This window comes from Leptolyngbya sp. GGD, assembly GCF_026735145.1.
Taxonomy (GTDB): Bacteria; Cyanobacteriota; Cyanobacteriia; order Leptolyngbyales; family Leptolyngbyaceae; genus Leptolyngbya; species Leptolyngbya boryana.
On record NZ_JAPQKE010000003.1, the window covers coordinates 618,159 to 632,013 of the forward strand.

14 protein-coding genes are annotated in these 13,855 nt (G+C 48.2%); 10 read left to right on the forward strand and 4 right to left on the reverse strand.

The features are described 5' to 3' along the window. Window positions 1-51 precede the first annotated feature (51 nt). The 8 genes from nblR (at window position 52) to OU814_RS17895 (ending at window position 8,122) form a co-directional block, all read left to right on the forward strand. Complete coding sequence (gene nblR, locus OU814_RS17860; RefSeq protein WP_268184570.1) at window positions 52-741, forward strand: response regulator transcription factor NblR; 690 nt, start codon at window positions 52-54, stop codon at window positions 739-741. Beyond that, window positions 738-1,250 (forward strand): DUF192 domain-containing protein, encoded by a 513-nt coding sequence (locus tag OU814_RS17865; RefSeq protein WP_017288082.1) that lies wholly within the window; start codon window positions 738-740, stop codon window positions 1,248-1,250. Before nblR ends, OU814_RS17865 begins: the two co-directional genes overlap by 4 nt. 500 nt (window positions 1,251-1,750) lie before the next feature. Further along, window positions 1,751-1,948: a DUF2949 domain-containing protein gene (locus tag OU814_RS17870; RefSeq protein ID WP_017288083.1), complete on the forward strand. Its 198-nt coding sequence runs from the start codon at window positions 1,751-1,753 to the stop codon at window positions 1,946-1,948. A 17-nt stretch (window positions 1,949-1,965) separates the two neighbouring features. Then, window positions 1,966-3,096, forward strand: coding sequence for a glycosyltransferase (locus OU814_RS17875; RefSeq protein WP_268184571.1), 1,131 nt, complete (start codon window positions 1,966-1,968; stop codon window positions 3,094-3,096). Between the two features lie 91 nt (window positions 3,097-3,187). Continuing rightward, window positions 3,188-4,333 (forward strand): glycosyltransferase, encoded by a 1,146-nt coding sequence (locus OU814_RS17880; RefSeq protein ID WP_268184572.1) that lies wholly within the window; start codon window positions 3,188-3,190, stop codon window positions 4,331-4,333. Next, window positions 4,311-5,393 (forward strand): glycosyltransferase family 4 protein, encoded by a 1,083-nt coding sequence (locus OU814_RS17885; RefSeq protein WP_017288086.1) that lies wholly within the window; start codon window positions 4,311-4,313, stop codon window positions 5,391-5,393. The genes OU814_RS17880 and OU814_RS17885 overlap by 23 nt, the downstream gene beginning before the upstream one ends. A gap of 16 nt (window positions 5,394-5,409) precedes the next feature. After that, on the forward strand, window positions 5,410-6,852 hold the full coding sequence (locus OU814_RS17890; RefSeq protein ID WP_017288087.1) for a polysaccharide biosynthesis/export family protein: 1,443 nt from the start codon (window positions 5,410-5,412) through the stop codon (window positions 6,850-6,852). A 250-nt stretch (window positions 6,853-7,102) separates the two neighbouring features. Further along, window positions 7,103-8,122, forward strand: a complete 1,020-nt coding sequence (locus tag OU814_RS17895; protein ID WP_017288088.1) for a pentapeptide repeat-containing protein — start codon at window positions 7,103-7,105, stop codon at window positions 8,120-8,122. 6 nt (window positions 8,123-8,128) lie between these two features. Here OU814_RS17895 and OU814_RS17900 read toward each other — a convergent pair whose 3' ends face one another. After that, entirely contained in the window at window positions 8,129-9,169 is a 1,041-nt protein-coding gene (locus OU814_RS17900) for a tetratricopeptide repeat protein (protein ID WP_017288089.1), read from the reverse strand. Beyond that, window positions 9,169-9,861: an RNA polymerase sigma factor gene (locus OU814_RS17905; RefSeq protein ID WP_268184573.1), complete on the reverse strand. Its 693-nt coding sequence runs from the start codon at window positions 9,859-9,861 to the stop codon at window positions 9,169-9,171. Before OU814_RS17905 ends, OU814_RS17900 begins: the two co-directional genes overlap by 1 nt. 183 nt (window positions 9,862-10,044) lie before the next feature. On the opposite strand from OU814_RS17905, the gene OU814_RS17910 reads away from it, so the two are divergent. After that, on the forward strand, window positions 10,045-10,563 hold the full coding sequence (locus OU814_RS17910) for a hypothetical protein (protein WP_026148622.1): 519 nt from the start codon (window positions 10,045-10,047) through the stop codon (window positions 10,561-10,563). 183 nt (window positions 10,564-10,746) lie between these two features. Here the strand turns inward: OU814_RS17910 and OU814_RS17915 are convergent, their stop codons facing one another. Continuing rightward, entirely contained in the window at window positions 10,747-11,715 is a 969-nt protein-coding gene (locus tag OU814_RS17915) for a HEAT repeat domain-containing protein (RefSeq protein ID WP_268184574.1), read from the reverse strand. A gap of 54 nt (window positions 11,716-11,769) precedes the next feature. After that, window positions 11,770-12,834: a DMT family transporter gene (locus OU814_RS17920; protein WP_190652320.1), complete on the reverse strand. Its 1,065-nt coding sequence runs from the start codon at window positions 12,832-12,834 to the stop codon at window positions 11,770-11,772. A 119-nt stretch (window positions 12,835-12,953) separates the two neighbouring features. Here OU814_RS17920 and sppA point away from each other — a divergent pair, with 119 nt between their 5' ends. After that, window positions 12,954-13,793, forward strand: coding sequence for a signal peptide peptidase SppA (gene sppA, locus OU814_RS17925; protein ID WP_017288099.1), 840 nt, complete (start codon window positions 12,954-12,956; stop codon window positions 13,791-13,793). Window positions 13,794-13,855 lie beyond the last annotated feature (62 nt).

A 13,855-nucleotide genomic window follows, 5' to 3' on the forward strand; every position in this document is an offset into this window, starting at 1 on the left:
ATTGCCGTCTATGGTTAGAATAGGCTGAATTTCCATGCGAGGCTCTGCGGAATGAGTATTGCCGATGTGACTCCGTGCGTTTTGATTGTCGAAACTGATGCAGCACTAGCAAATCATGTGAGTTTGGATTTGCAAGAATCGGGCTATGACACGATCGTGGCTCATGATGCGCATATGGGATTAAGACAAGCGATCGAGAAACATCCCGCGCTGATCGTTGTCGATCGTTTACTCGATGGCGATTCTGGACTCTCGTTTTGTCACAATCTCCGAACCAGTGGTACTCGAATCCCAGTCTTGCTCTTGATGGCACGCGATGCCGTTGAAGATCGCGTCGCGTGTATCGAAGCCGGAGCCGACGATTATTTTCTCAAGCCTTACCGGAGTGAGGAATTTCTCAAACTGGTGAAACTTTATCTCAAGCCTGATATTCCGAGTACTGAGCAACTGAAGTTTGGCGACTTGGTTCTAGATTTAGCGACTCGTCAGGCGTTGCGAAATGGTCGAGCGATCGACTTAACAATGAAAGAGTATGAATTGCTCAAATACTTGATGGAGCATCCGCGCGAAGTTCTGACCCGTGAGCAAATTTTAGAGAACGTTTGGGGCTATGACTTTGTTGGCGAATCCAATGTCATCGAAGTCTACATTCGGTATTTGCGGCTCAAGATTGAAGACGAGGGTGAAAAGCGCCTCATTCAAACCGTTCGTGGAGTCGGCTACGTTTTACGAGAGTCATGAAAAATCGATTTTTTGCCTGGTTAAGTTTGCTTGTGTTGCTGGCAAGCTGTTCCACCACAACACAAGCAAAACCCTCACCCACTGAATTACCGCGCAGCAGTTCGCCCGCTGCGCCTCTGGGGCAAGTCTTGCCGCTCTCCGCATTTTTTCAAGTTGCAGATCAAACCATTCAACTCGAAGTTGCCCGAACCCCCGCAGAACAAGCGATGGGGTTGATGTATCGCACCAGTTTGGCAGACGATCGCGGCATGCTTTTTCCCTTCAAGCCAGCTCGCCCCGCCCAATTCTGGATGAAGAATACGCTCATTCCTTTAGATATGCTGTTCGTGCGAGATGGCACAATTCGATTTATCTCTGAAAATGTTCCGCCTTGTAAAGCTGATCCCTGTCCAACTTATGGATCACCGACAATCGATATTGATCAAGTGATCGAGCTACGAGCAGGACGAGCCGCTGAATTGGGGCTAAAAGTGGGCGATCGCATTTTTATTAAATCGCTTAAAAAATAGCAATGCTTGTCACAATCTCTTAAACTACTAAGGCTAATTCTTAACTCTTCTGGAAGAAACGAAAGGGTTCGAGGATGTGGTATTACACTCATCTCGTTAACATTTGTTGTAAACCTTGTTTATAAATGAATGAACATAACGATCTGTGTGACGGCAGGCAACCTAACTTCAGATAGAGACACTTTCCGCTATCTCGATTTACGCTAGAAGCCTGTTCTTGTGGCAGCTTGAGCTTGCGCTATTTAGCTTGAATCTGTGAAACTTTTACGCAGCTTCTATCTAATAACAGTAAGAAAACCTTAAGATCTGCTGATTCCAACTCAGAATTGCCTTGATACTCGGACTGACAAACTTAATGGAAACGATATGTTCAGTATTTCTCAACTGTACTGACCACTTCGTACACTGGCTACTCTCATAGGTCAAGCTAGCTTGGCTTTTCCATAATTAGATTCACTTGACCCTGTGTAAAACCCGTCTACTCCAGAGGTATTTGTCTGATGTTGACTGCAACCCATTCCAAGTTCATCCGGTTTTTACAAGAAGAACTGTCGCTATCTACTTCTTCGATCGCGCTGGCATTGCGCTACCGTGAACAAAATCCAGGACCTCTGCCGATGATTCTCTGGCAGTATGGTCTCGTTACGATCGAACAGCTCGACCGAATCTACAACTGGCTAGACTCATCCGAAAGGTAGGTTTCTCAGGTTGTGGCGTGAAAAGACTCCTATTTTTAGACCAGACAGGTAAATCTGGAGGTGCAGAACTGTGCCTACTTGATATTGCAAGAGCGTATCGAGATTCTTGCTTGGTTGGGTTGTTTGAAGATGGTGACTTCCGAGAACGGCTTGAGCAAGAGCAGATTCCGGTTCAAGTTTTAGCGAAAAAGTCGATTGCTGTACGTAAATCAAGCGGCGCGATCGCAGGTTTCCTGGGTTTGGGACAATTAATTCCTTTAGCAATGCGTGTTGCTACCCTCGGTCGTAGCTATGATGCAATCTATGCGAATACGCAAAAAGCTTTAGTTGTTGGTGCGATCGCGAGTGCCTTGTCAAACCGACCTTTGGTGTATCACCTGCACGATATTCTTTCTCCTGAGCATTTCAGTAAAACGAATCGACGCTTGGCAATTCTGATGGCAAATCGCTCCAAGCTGGTGATTGCAAATTCTCAAGCGAGTCGAACTGCATTCATCGAAGCAGGTGGAAATCCCGATCTAGTTGAAGTTGTTTACAACGGATTCGCGCTGGAGCCTTATCAGACTGATGTGCGATCGCCAATTGGATTAGAAGAATTAGAAGGGCGCTTCGTCGTTGGTCATTTCAGCCGCTTATCACCCTGGAAAGGGCAACATGTATTACTCGAAGCGTTGCAGTACTGTGACGAAAGCGTGAGCGCAATTTTTGTTGGTGACGCATTGTTTGGCGAACAAGATTACGTTCAACAATTACAAAATCAGGTGCAGCAATTTCAACTGCACGATCGCGTCAAATTTCTCGGGTTTCGCAATGACGTGACGGCACTAATGAAATCTTGTGATGTGATCGCGCATACCTCGATCGCAGCAGAACCCTTTGGACGAGTGATTGTGGAAGCTATGCTTTGTGGCATACCGACGATCGCAACGAAAGCAGGCGCAGCAATAGAACTGATTGATCCCGGAGTTACAGGATGGCTCACTCCGCCAGGTAATGCGAAAGAATTAGCGAATACGATCGAGTACTGTCGCCAACACTCGACTGAAGCTGCTCGAATCGCGGCAGCAGCTCAACTGCAAGCTAGCCAGAAATTCCGTCTGACAGAAACGAACGCTCAAATTCAACAGCATCTCCAAGCTCGGCTGTAGTTCGATTTGCACCAGTGTAATTTCAAACTACAGAGAGATGAATTTGTAGAAAAATTCCTTCATGCTATCAACCGCCGTTCTGCAAAACAGCATGTCTACTGTCAAACCCTTACTCAGTATATTTTTACCGACTCTCGATGGGGGCGGAGCGGAACGTGCCATGCTTTATCTCGCGATTGGTTTCGCTGAGCGAGGCTGGAAAGTTGATTTAGTCTTGGCAGAAGCTAGAGGAGCCTATCTCGATCGCGTTCCGCCTGAAGTTCGCATCGTCGATTTAAAAGCAAAATTCCCGGTTCTAATTACAAAAACGCTGGCGCTGCATCAATATTTGCAAACCGAACAACCTGCCGTTCTATTCTCTGCATTAGATATCTTAAGTTCAGCGTTATGGGCGCGCGGTAAGGCTCCGACTCGAATTGTGATGTGTGTCCAGACTTATTTATCTGAACAGTTTAGAAATCATCAAGGTGCAACCTTTGGCAAAGTGCGATCGCGCATGGTGCGCTGGCTCTATCCCAAATCCGATGCGATCGTCGCTGCTTCTTTAGGAACTGCAAAGGATGTTGCTGAACTTACCCAAGTTCCAGTCGAACAAATTCAAGTCATCTACAATCCGGTGGTCACGCCCGATGTATTTCAGAAAAGCCAAGAACCGATCGATCACCCTTGGTTTCAGCCTGGAGAACCTCCTGTGATTTTGGGAGTCGGACGATTGGTCAGCCAAAAAGATTTTTTCACGTTAATCGAAGCTTTTGCTCAAGTTCGGGTGACTCGTCCCGCACGCTTGATGATTCTGGGTGAAGGCGAACAACGTGCTCTATTAGAGGAACGAATTCGGCAACTCGGACTCGAACAAGACGTCGCCTTGCCCGGATTTGTGGAAAATCCCTACGCCTACATGGCAGCATCAGCTGTATTTGTTTTGTCCTCGAAATTTGAAGGCTTTGGAAATGTTGTGGCAGAAGCCCTCGCTTGCGGTGTTCCGATCGTGGCAACAGACTGTCCCAGCGGACCTGCGGAAACTCTAGCAGCGGGAAAATACGGTAAGCTAGTAAAAATTGCTGATCCGGCAGAAATGGCAACCGCGATTCTGGACACGCTGGATAGGTCGATCGATTCGACGCTTCTCAAACAGCGCTCTCTAGACTTTGAGCGCGATCGCATCGTCGATCAATACCTCACATTTGTGGAAACCCTGTTGCAGACTAGCTTAGATGCGGATTCTTCACATCCTTAACCACGCTCAAAATATTGGAAACGGGATTGTCAATGCTGCAATCGACCTCGCCTGTGCTCAAGCTCAAGCAGGTTTTGAGGTCGCGATCGCTTCGGCGGGCGGTGAATATGAATGTTTGATGAAGCAATTTCAAATCCAGCATTTCCCGCTAAAAGTTTCTCGCTCTCCGATAGAAGTATTAAACGCTACCAAGAAATTTAGAAAAATTACGCAAGAATTTTCACCGAATATTGTCCATGCCCACATGATGACTGGCGTGATTTTAGGGAAAGCTTTGCGTGGAAATGCCGATTATGCTTTGGTTTCAACCGTCCACAATGAATGGCAATTTCATGCAGTTTTGATGGGAGTTGCCGATCGGGTCATTGCAGTCAGCCAAGCAGTTGCGCGATCAATGCAACATCGGGGTATTCCAGTACGGAAACTCCATGTGGTGCCGAATGGAACGATTGGCAGTCTGAGACAGACCCCCCTGGATCGGGTCAAACCCTTATTGTTAGAGCGTCCTGCCATCACGACTATCGCCGGACTCTATCACCGCAAAGGAATTGAAGACTTACTTGAAGCCTTTGTGCAGATAGCTGACGAACATCCAACCGCCCACTTATATTTAGTAGGAAATGGTCCGCAACGGGCGGCGTTCGAGCGTCGAGCCAGGAAAAGTCCTCACCGGAAACGGATTCACTTTGAGGGTTTCCAAGCGGAACCGCAGCGATATCTGCTTGCAACGGATGTGTTTGTACTCGCCTCTCGCCGAGAACCTTTTGGGTTAGTGCTCTCTGAGGCACGGGAAGCTGGATGTGCGATCGTCGCCTCCAATGTCGATGGCATTCCAGAAGTCCTCGACGGTGGAAGCGCCGGAAAACTCATCCCACCCAAAGACATCACCGTTCTTTCTAAGACACTTTCCGGGCTGTTGACTCGGCGAGATGAATTAGAAGATTGGAAGCAGCGTGCCCAAACCAATTTAGATTGGTTACGGGTGGAACGTGTTCATCAGGAAACGCTTGGGGTGTATCAAAGTGCGATCGCAGAACTGACTCGGACTGTTTGTGCTTAGGAGATTTATCAGATCTATGGATTGGAAAAAGGCTCAGCCTAACCCGCTGATGATGGCAACACTACTCGGATTGACCGCGATCGCGACTCCTGCAATCGCCCAGACTGCGCCCACTCGACCTGCCCCAGCGGCTGCGAGTCCGGCTCCGGTTCGAGTAGATGAAGGGTACTTACTTGGCTCCGGTGACAGAGTGAAGATCGATATCTTCGGTGTCCCAGAATATAGTGGCGAATATCAAGTCATGTCGGATGGCTCGATCAACTTGCCGCTAGCAGGTGGAGTCGTGGTGCAAGGATTAACGATGCGGCAGGCATCTGATACGCTGGCACGACGCTACAGCGAATATCTGACTCGTCCCGTGATTACCGTCAGCTTGTTGACTGCTCGTCCCATTCAGGTGGCAGTATCCGGCGAAGTGGCACGCCCAGGAACCTACACTACGACGCTGGGGGATGTTGGTATTCCCACCCTGAGCCGCATGGTACAGATGGCAGGTGGAATCAAGCAGTCAGCAGATCTCAAGCAAGTCGAGATCGTGCGTCGTCGCCCCGGTGGTGGTGGAACACAGACATTCAAGGTTGACTTAGCCAAACTCTTGAGAGGTGGTGATTTAGGTCAAGACGTGCAGTTGCGCGACGGGGACAGTGTCTATGTGCCTGCAGCGGCCGCGCTAAATTTTGATCAATCGAGTGAACTGGCAAACTCTAGTTTAGGCGCAAGCTTCGATCGACCAATCAGCATTATTGTTGCCGGGGAAGTGAATCGTCCTGGACCTCAAACCGTGCGCGGTGAAACAATCGCGGTCTCCGATACAGGTGCGACAACCCCTGCTCCTGGAGCCACCACAGCAGCACAGCGCCTGAGAGCACCCACTGTTACCCGAGCACTGCAACAAGCAGGCGGTATCACTCAGCGAGCCAACATTCGCGATATTGAAGTGCGGCGGACGGTTGCCAACGGAGCCGAACAAACCATCAAAGTGAATTTGATGAGCTTGTTGAGAGAGGGCGACGGCAAGCAGGACATCATCTTGCAAGAAGGCGATCGCGTCATTGTGCCTCTGGCAACTGCTTCGATTACTCCAGAAGATGCCGCGATTATGGGTCGTGGGGTCATCTCGCCTGAACTGATCACAGTCAATGTGGTCGGGCAAGTAGAAAAACCTGGTGCAGTTCAGGTTCCACCTTACACGACGATGAACCAAGCCCTTCTTGCGGCAGGTGGCTTTGCTCGGGGAGCGCGTAAGAGTTCGGTTGAATTTATTCGCCTTCAGCCGAATGGAGCAGTTGATCGTCGTCGGGTCGATATCGATTTCTCCCGCGGCATTGATCAAGCAAAGAATCCTCCTCTGCAAGCCGGAGATACGATCGTGGTCGGTAAGACTGGACTTCAAAGTGTCGCTGAAGGAATCGGCAGTTTCTTAGGGCCGGCACTTGGTATCTTTGGGATTTTCCGTTAGGTTTCGGTTCCATCTCAAGCTGGGGAAACAAGGCTCTGCATATAAGGTCTGAGCCTTGTTTCTCTTTTTCCCGGCTATTTATAAATTTAATCAATGGGTTAACGAGATTAAATCACTCTTTATTCCGAGACAGGCGACCGAAGAACCGTTTACACTGAATCAAAGCAAGCTTTCTACTTCATTCTTCATTGGAGAATGAGTGAGTGAGTAATCACAGTTGGCTATCGGTCGAAGCGGGATGGTGAAGTAGATGGGTGAGCTAGAACGCTGCTATCAACTATTAGGATTAGAGCCTGGGGCATCGATGGAAGAGGTGACCCAAGCTTATAAGGACTTAGTGTTTATTTGGCATCCTGACCGTATCCCCAAGGATAATCCCCGCTTAGTGCAAAAAGCCGAAGCGAAAATCAAGGAATTGAATCAGGCACGAGATACCTTGCGATCGCACCATAAAAACGGCGCAACTCCAAAACCTGCAGCGGCTCAACCTAAGCCTGCGCAGCAAACTTATTATCAGTCCTACTATTACCGTCCTCCGACCCAATCTTCGACGGGCTACCACAGTGGGCAGACCTCCAGTGGACGGCAAACCAATGGGCATTCGACCAATGGGCATTCGACTAGCGGGCACTCAAATAACGGGCACTCAAATAGCGGGCACTCAAATAACGGACATTCGGAAAAGCACACCGCGAATTCGCGCCCAAATTACCAAACCTATCAGCCTTATCCCCGTCCAAATTATCATCAGACTTCGGATGCCAATCGCTCTGAACAGGCAAAATCGGCTGATGCGAATCCGCATAAATCGACGAATGATCAAAACTATTATCGTCAATCCCACTATCGCGCTGAATATCACCAGCCTCCCAAAACGCCCGCACGTCCCCACATGACAGATATGACGGGGAAAGATTTGAGCGGACAGAACTTAAAAGAGAAAGATTTGTCTGGCTATAACTTGAGTCGTGCGAATTTAACGCGTGCCGATCTCAGTGATGCGTTTATGCACAAGGCAAACTTGGAAGGTGCGAAATTAGAGAAAGCGAATTTGTTCCGTGCGAATTTGCTGGAAGCAAATTTGTGTGGGGCAGATCTGCGGGAGGCGAATCTAATCGGCGCGGATTTAAGTGGGGCAGACCTGCGGGGCGCGAATTTAGAGGGTGCGAAAGTTGGCTTTGAAGATCGAGTCATGGTGAAACTCACGGGAGCAAATCTTCAGGGCGCAATTATGCCGAATGGAAAAGTCCACGGGGTTAAGACTTCCTGATGTGTCTTATCGCGCTTGCCAACGGAATTTGCGCGATCGCAAAAACCCGAGTTGTTCTCTCAAAAAGGTCTGTTCCCGGGCTGCATTCAATCTCTGAGCCACCGAATAAGCTTGCTGATAATAGCCCTCAGCCGCAGTGAGTTTGCCCTGCTGCTGTTGATGCTGCGCCACCATTTTCAAAGAGTTCAGCATTTGCCAAGCGTCGTTACTCCGATTTGCCATTGCTAAACGCTGATTCAGCATCTCGGTGAAGCGATTCTCTTGACCCATGCCTCGATTTGCGAGCATCATGCCATCAAACGCTCGAAATTGAGCCGCTTGGTCGCTTCCTGTCTGTGCGAGCGTCATCGCGCGATCGTGGGCTGCATAAGCGAGCGCAAAAGATCCAACCGCCCGATAGGCATCGCCTAAGTTATTCAAAGTATTCGCTGCACCAATGGGATCTTTTGCCTGATCTCGGAACTTGCGGGCTTCTTCGAGAAATGCGATCGCGGCTTGATATCGCCCTTGGGCATAAGTTGCTAATCCCAAATTGCTCAGCGATAATCCCAGTCCTGCATCATGTTTCGCTTGGCGAGCGATTCTCACACCTTCTGCAAAAGAATTCGCGGCTTCAACGGTTTGCCCACGTTGCAGAATCACCTGTCCGACATTGTTATAGCCGTAGATTTGCCGAATCGTATTGCCTTCATCGCGGGCTGCACCCAAACTGCGGCGGAAAGCATTCTCAGCATTGTTCAATTGATTGAGTTGGATATAGGTCATGCCGAGCAAATCATAGACCCGCCCCTGCGCTGGGATTTCGCCAATTTGTTGATAGAGGTCAAGAGCGCGATTCCAATCCGCGATCGCTTGATCGAGTAAACCGCTTCGTTGCGCTTGAATTCCAGATTCCACGATGCGGTCTGCGGTTTGTCGCGCACTGCCTTGCGTGCCGTTATTGTACTGAACACGAAGCTGGTGATTGAGTGAAGACGCGAAGCTAGGAGCAGCCAGAGCGCTACTGACCAACAGGCTGAGCGCGATCGAGGGGACGAGTTTCAACATTAGAAAAATTCAATTTCTTCTAGGCTTGGATCGAAATCAGCCTCCAATTCGGAAACCGATTCTTGATCTAAAGCATTCCCACCCAGATAGATGGTTCTAATGTCATCCGGCAAAAGTTTCTCTAAGGCTTTGTAGCCTGCGTGCAAATGCGCTTTGACTTGATCCGCATCGATTTGTTCACCTTCTGCCTGCAAATACGCGGCAATTCGAGTTTCGCCCCAATGGAAGGTCTGAGCCATGACGATCGTCAAACGTGTCAAAGCTGGCAACTGTTCTAAAGCACGATCGAGATAACACCAAAATGGCGGAGAAACCCGTCGAATGTCATAATGAATTTCCTCAACAGGCGGCAATTCTGCTTCGTTCATCCCCGATGCCGTCACAGCTAAAAGCCAAGTTTGGAATGTTGAGCCACTTTGACTAAACACTCGCAAATCAACGCCTGCCAATTCGTGAAAGACATGTCGCCAAATCAATGCCAAGAGATACTCAGCTTGCACAGGCGAGCGGGCGGAGCGCTGAATTAACGCATAAACCATGGGACTGTAGCGACAAAACAGCGCTGTAAAGAATTGCCCAGAGTCAGGATAGCGCTGAAACAAGGTCAGCAATTCCTGATCGCTGTGATGAAACAATGCTTTAACGATTGGATGATTTGCTTCTGGAAAAGTTGGAACCGCTACAGCTTTCATAAGAATGTCAAGGTCGGATTAATAACTATATACAGGCTGAATCGAAAATGGCACGTTTTTTTAGAGGTCGATCGCCCAAAAAAATTGTGATTTTCTAAAGCTTGCGGATGGTTTCAGAATCGTATTGATAGAATAAGTGGACTGATTCTGTAACTCAGCCCGTTGCGTTAGTCTTTTTAATCTATGGATAGTTTATTCTCAACTCAAGGCATCATGGTGATGTTGCTCGGCGCATACGCTGTAGCAATGTGGCTTTTCCTGACGAGCGCTCCCAAGGTTCATACTGTGATGGTTTCAGATATCGAAAGCGCCCGCGATTTCTATGAAGGGATGTTGAAGCTAGCAGTGGCTGAGATTCCATTGCACTATTACTACAATTACGAACAGTCATTGGGAACGGCAGGAGTGAACCCGATGTATCTTACTGGTTCGATGGGAAGTACGACGGCGCGTGGTAACGGCAATGATGGACTGTGGTATCAGCTAAAGAAGAATACTCAACTGCATGTGATTTCTGGTGCAACTTTGGGTGAGAAAGACCGACAACGGCATGTTTGTTTCGATCGAGATTGTCTCGATCAGATTCTCCTCCGCATTCAAACTCGCGGCATCAAGCACAAGATCCGTCGTGAAAAGCCTTTGAACTTCTTAGCAAAAGACTTTACCGGGCAAGTTGTTGAGTTTGCAGAAGTTGTGAACTAAGCCTGAATTTGAGTTTTACAACGAGGAGTTAGAAAAGTCTGGCTCCTCGTTTTGCTGTTTAAAAAAGAATAGCTCCCGCAAGGGAGCCGAAGTTATGGTGATTTGACTCTAGGACACAATCGTAATTTTGACGGGATCTAGGCGAGAAATCTGTATCGAAGATTGCTCAAATCCCATTCATGCCTATGGCAAACTTTCAGGAGGACTGACTGAATTTTTCAAGGCAGGTAGATTGTCACCCGGAACTTGACGAATGCGATTCAGTTGTCCTAATGCCCATTTTGCTGTTTCTTGCACATCTTGGTCTGAATCCTCAGTGGCTTTGTGCAAGAGATTGCTGATTTGCGAAACCATGTCATACACGCGCGTCAAATCTCGAATGGCATTTTTTCGCACTTCTGCATTTTCATCTTGCAATGACACTGCTAAAGCGCGGGTCATTGGTTTGAGGGTGCGAGTCCCAATCTCTGACAGAGTTGAGAGAATTAAACTTCGCTGTTTAGAATCCGAATCAATCAGCAAATCGACGAGTGGCTGAACGGCACGAGTGTCGCCTCTTTGTCCCAACTCCCAAATCACTTTGCGGCGCTTAACTGGATCAGGCGATCGCAGATCTTGAATCAGTTCATCGACGATATTGACTTTCGCAAGTCGCGTCGTTTCCTCAAGCTTGGGCTGAGATTCTAGCTCCGTAGGCTTTGGAGAATTGACAACCTGAGTTAGCGGCTCAGCAATCTCAGATTGGAGAGTTGTCTGCGATCGACCATTGCCATTTTGAGAGGTTGGGCGAGAGTTTGCTAGCTCTGACTTGAGAGTTGAGCCGTTCAACGTTGGAACACTCAATGGCAAGGATGGGGAGGCTGGTAAGGATGGGGGGACAGGGTTTAAATCAGGCGTAATCGGCTCTAGGATGTCAGGCGTTGTTTGTCCCATACGCTTTAAGGCTATAACAACTGCAACTCCCACGATCGCGACTGCTCCAGCGCCTCCTAGCACAATTGGAGAAGCCCAAAGCGGTGGGGTTGCTGGCTGACCTGTTTTTGCCAAAACGGGTGAGGCTAAATTTTGAGCTTGACTTGCCTCGACCGAACGCGCCGACACACTGAGACAAGCTGCACAAGTGACAATCAGGAGACTGGGGCGTGGGATCATAAACAAATCCAAAACTGCAAATCGCCATTCGACTCCTAGAATGCCCGAATCGATTTAGCGATCGAGGTTAGAGTCCGAGATGGTTGTAATTTCACTGAGATTCGAGTCGGCTTGCGGTAGCATTTGCCTATTCTCGGCTATGTTACCCTGAACTTCTTCGATCGACTCAGAAATTGATCCACTCAAGACATCGCGTTGATTGATTAAGTAAATACTGATAAGGGTTAAAGCAACGCCAATCCACTGAATCGGACTGAGGACTTCAGCTAAGAAAAGGTTGCCAAACAGCAAAGCGAATACGGGTGTCAAAAATGTCAGAGAACTTAAACTAGTCAAGCTCCCACTCGCAGCAAAATAGAAAAATAAACCGTACGCAATTGCACTGCCAAAAATTGTGGAATAAGACAACGACACCCAATTGGCTGCACTTAAATTCGTCCACTGATCAGTCTCTAACTGGCTCGACAATCCAAACAGGGGCAATCCGCCTAAAATCATGTGCCAGCCTGTGGCTGAAATCGGATCTGCATATTGGCAAACATAGCGAGAAAGAATCGTTCCCACCGCCATCGACAAAGCAGCGAGTAACATGAGCCATTGCCCGTTATCGAATAAGCCAGCGAGCAAGTCAGCAAATGAGCCGATATCGACAAAAGCTTCTCCTAAACGTGATCCTGCTGAAAGAATGAATTCTTCAGGCAAGCCGAGCAGACTGATGCCGCAAACGCCTATTGCTAAACCCATCCAGCCCCACACTCCAATCTTTTCCCCAAAGAGCCATAACGCCATCAGCGCGACCGCTAAAGGCTGAGAATCAATCATCACTGATCCCAGTCCTGCCCCAGTTCTCACCAATCCTTGCGCCAAAAAACCCTGAAACAGTGCGCCATCGACTAGGGCGAAGAAACTAATCCAAAGCCATGCTGCCCACCCTTGTGGTTGCGATCGCTTCATCCAAATTGCTGCCAATAAAACCAAAATTCCCGCAGGGAGTAAACGCACCCCTGCCATAAAAAAAGGCGTGGTATTGGGAATGACTCCTTTCATCGCGACCATTGCAGTTCCCCATAGGAAAAAAGGTGCGATGAGCAGGAAAGGCGATCGAGATTTGAGTGACATGGGCAATTAGGAATGAGGCTACTCTAATCTTAGTAAATTATGTAGATTCGTTAAGTATTCTTTATAGCGATGGCGATCGGATTCGTTAGAATCAAACATACTTGTGATGGTTGAAATTTATGGTTCGGTTCTTTAGAAAACGTGGGTCACGAAAACAGATTGCTCGAATTGAGGTGAAAGGCGCGATCGCAGGTGCAACTCGAAAAAGAGTGCTTGAAAATCTCAAAGTGATTGAGGAAAGAGAATTTCCAGCTCTATTGCTGAGAATTGATAGCCCGGGCGGAACCGTAGGCGATTCTCAGGAAATTTACGAAGCGCTGAAACGATTGCGCGAAAAGGTAAAGATCGTTGCGAGCTACGGCAATATTTCGGCTTCAGGTGGCGTTTACATTGGCATGGGCGCACAGCACATTATGTCGAATCCTGGAACGATTACAGGTAGTATTGGCGTGATTCTGCGCGGGAATAATATTGAGCGCCTGCTCGAAAAAGTTGGCGTTTCGTTCAAAGTGATCAAATCAGGTCCGTACAAAGATATTTTGTCGTTCGATCGAGAACTGACTGAGCCTGAGCAAAAAATCCTACAAGAACTGATTGATATTAGCTATTCTCAATTCGTTCAGACCGTTGCAGAGTCACGAAACCTCCCAGAGGAGACGGTCAGAACGTTTGCAGATGGGCGGATTTTTACCGGACAGCAGGCACTCGCTTTAGGAGTTGTCGATCGCTTGGGAACTGAAGAAGATGCCCGTCGTTGGGCTTGTGAATTGGTTGGGCTTGATCCTGAGAAAACCAAGACATTTAACTTTGAAGAGAAGAAGTCGGTTGTGAGTCGATTCACGTCGAACGATCGCTTAGACGGACTGATTGGAGCCTTGCCGCCGTTGGTTGTCGGAATGGATTGGTTGGAATTTGAACTTGAGACTTGTGGGTTGCCTCTGTGGTTATACCGCCCTTAAGCGTAAAGAATGAAGCAATGATCCGGATTCAATCTATATCCCTTCGTTGATAAGCTAGTGGA

Coding starts and splice junctions, on each gene's coding strand:
- OU814_RS17880 (WP_268184572.1), top strand. CDS start 3,188: ATGTCTACTGTCAAACCCTTACTCAGTATATTTTTACCGACTCTCGAT.
- OU814_RS17905 (WP_268184573.1), bottom strand. CDS start 9,861: ATGAAAGCTGTAGCGGTTCCAACTTTTCCAGAAGCAAATCATCCAATC.
- OU814_RS17895 (WP_017288088.1), top strand. CDS start 7,103: ATGGGTGAGCTAGAACGCTGCTATCAACTATTAGGATTAGAGCCTGGG.
- OU814_RS17910 (WP_026148622.1), top strand. CDS start 10,045: ATGGATAGTTTATTCTCAACTCAAGGCATCATGGTGATGTTGCTCGGC.
- nblR (WP_268184570.1), top strand. CDS start 52: ATGAGTATTGCCGATGTGACTCCGTGCGTTTTGATTGTCGAAACTGAT.
- sppA (WP_017288099.1), top strand. CDS start 12,954: ATGGTTCGGTTCTTTAGAAAACGTGGGTCACGAAAACAGATTGCTCGA.
- OU814_RS17865 (WP_017288082.1), top strand. CDS start 738: ATGAAAAATCGATTTTTTGCCTGGTTAAGTTTGCTTGTGTTGCTGGCA.
- OU814_RS17890 (WP_017288087.1), top strand. CDS start 5,410: ATGGATTGGAAAAAGGCTCAGCCTAACCCGCTGATGATGGCAACACTA.
- OU814_RS17920 (WP_190652320.1), bottom strand. CDS start 12,834: ATGTCACTCAAATCTCGATCGCCTTTCCTGCTCATCGCACCTTTTTTC.
- OU814_RS17915 (WP_268184574.1), bottom strand. CDS start 11,715: ATGATCCCACGCCCCAGTCTCCTGATTGTCACTTGTGCAGCTTGTCTC.
- OU814_RS17885 (WP_017288086.1), top strand. CDS start 4,311: ATGCGGATTCTTCACATCCTTAACCACGCTCAAAATATTGGAAACGGG.
- OU814_RS17900 (WP_017288089.1), bottom strand. CDS start 9,169: ATGTTGAAACTCGTCCCCTCGATCGCGCTCAGCCTGTTGGTCAGTAGC.
- OU814_RS17870 (WP_017288083.1), top strand. CDS start 1,751: ATGTTGACTGCAACCCATTCCAAGTTCATCCGGTTTTTACAAGAAGAA.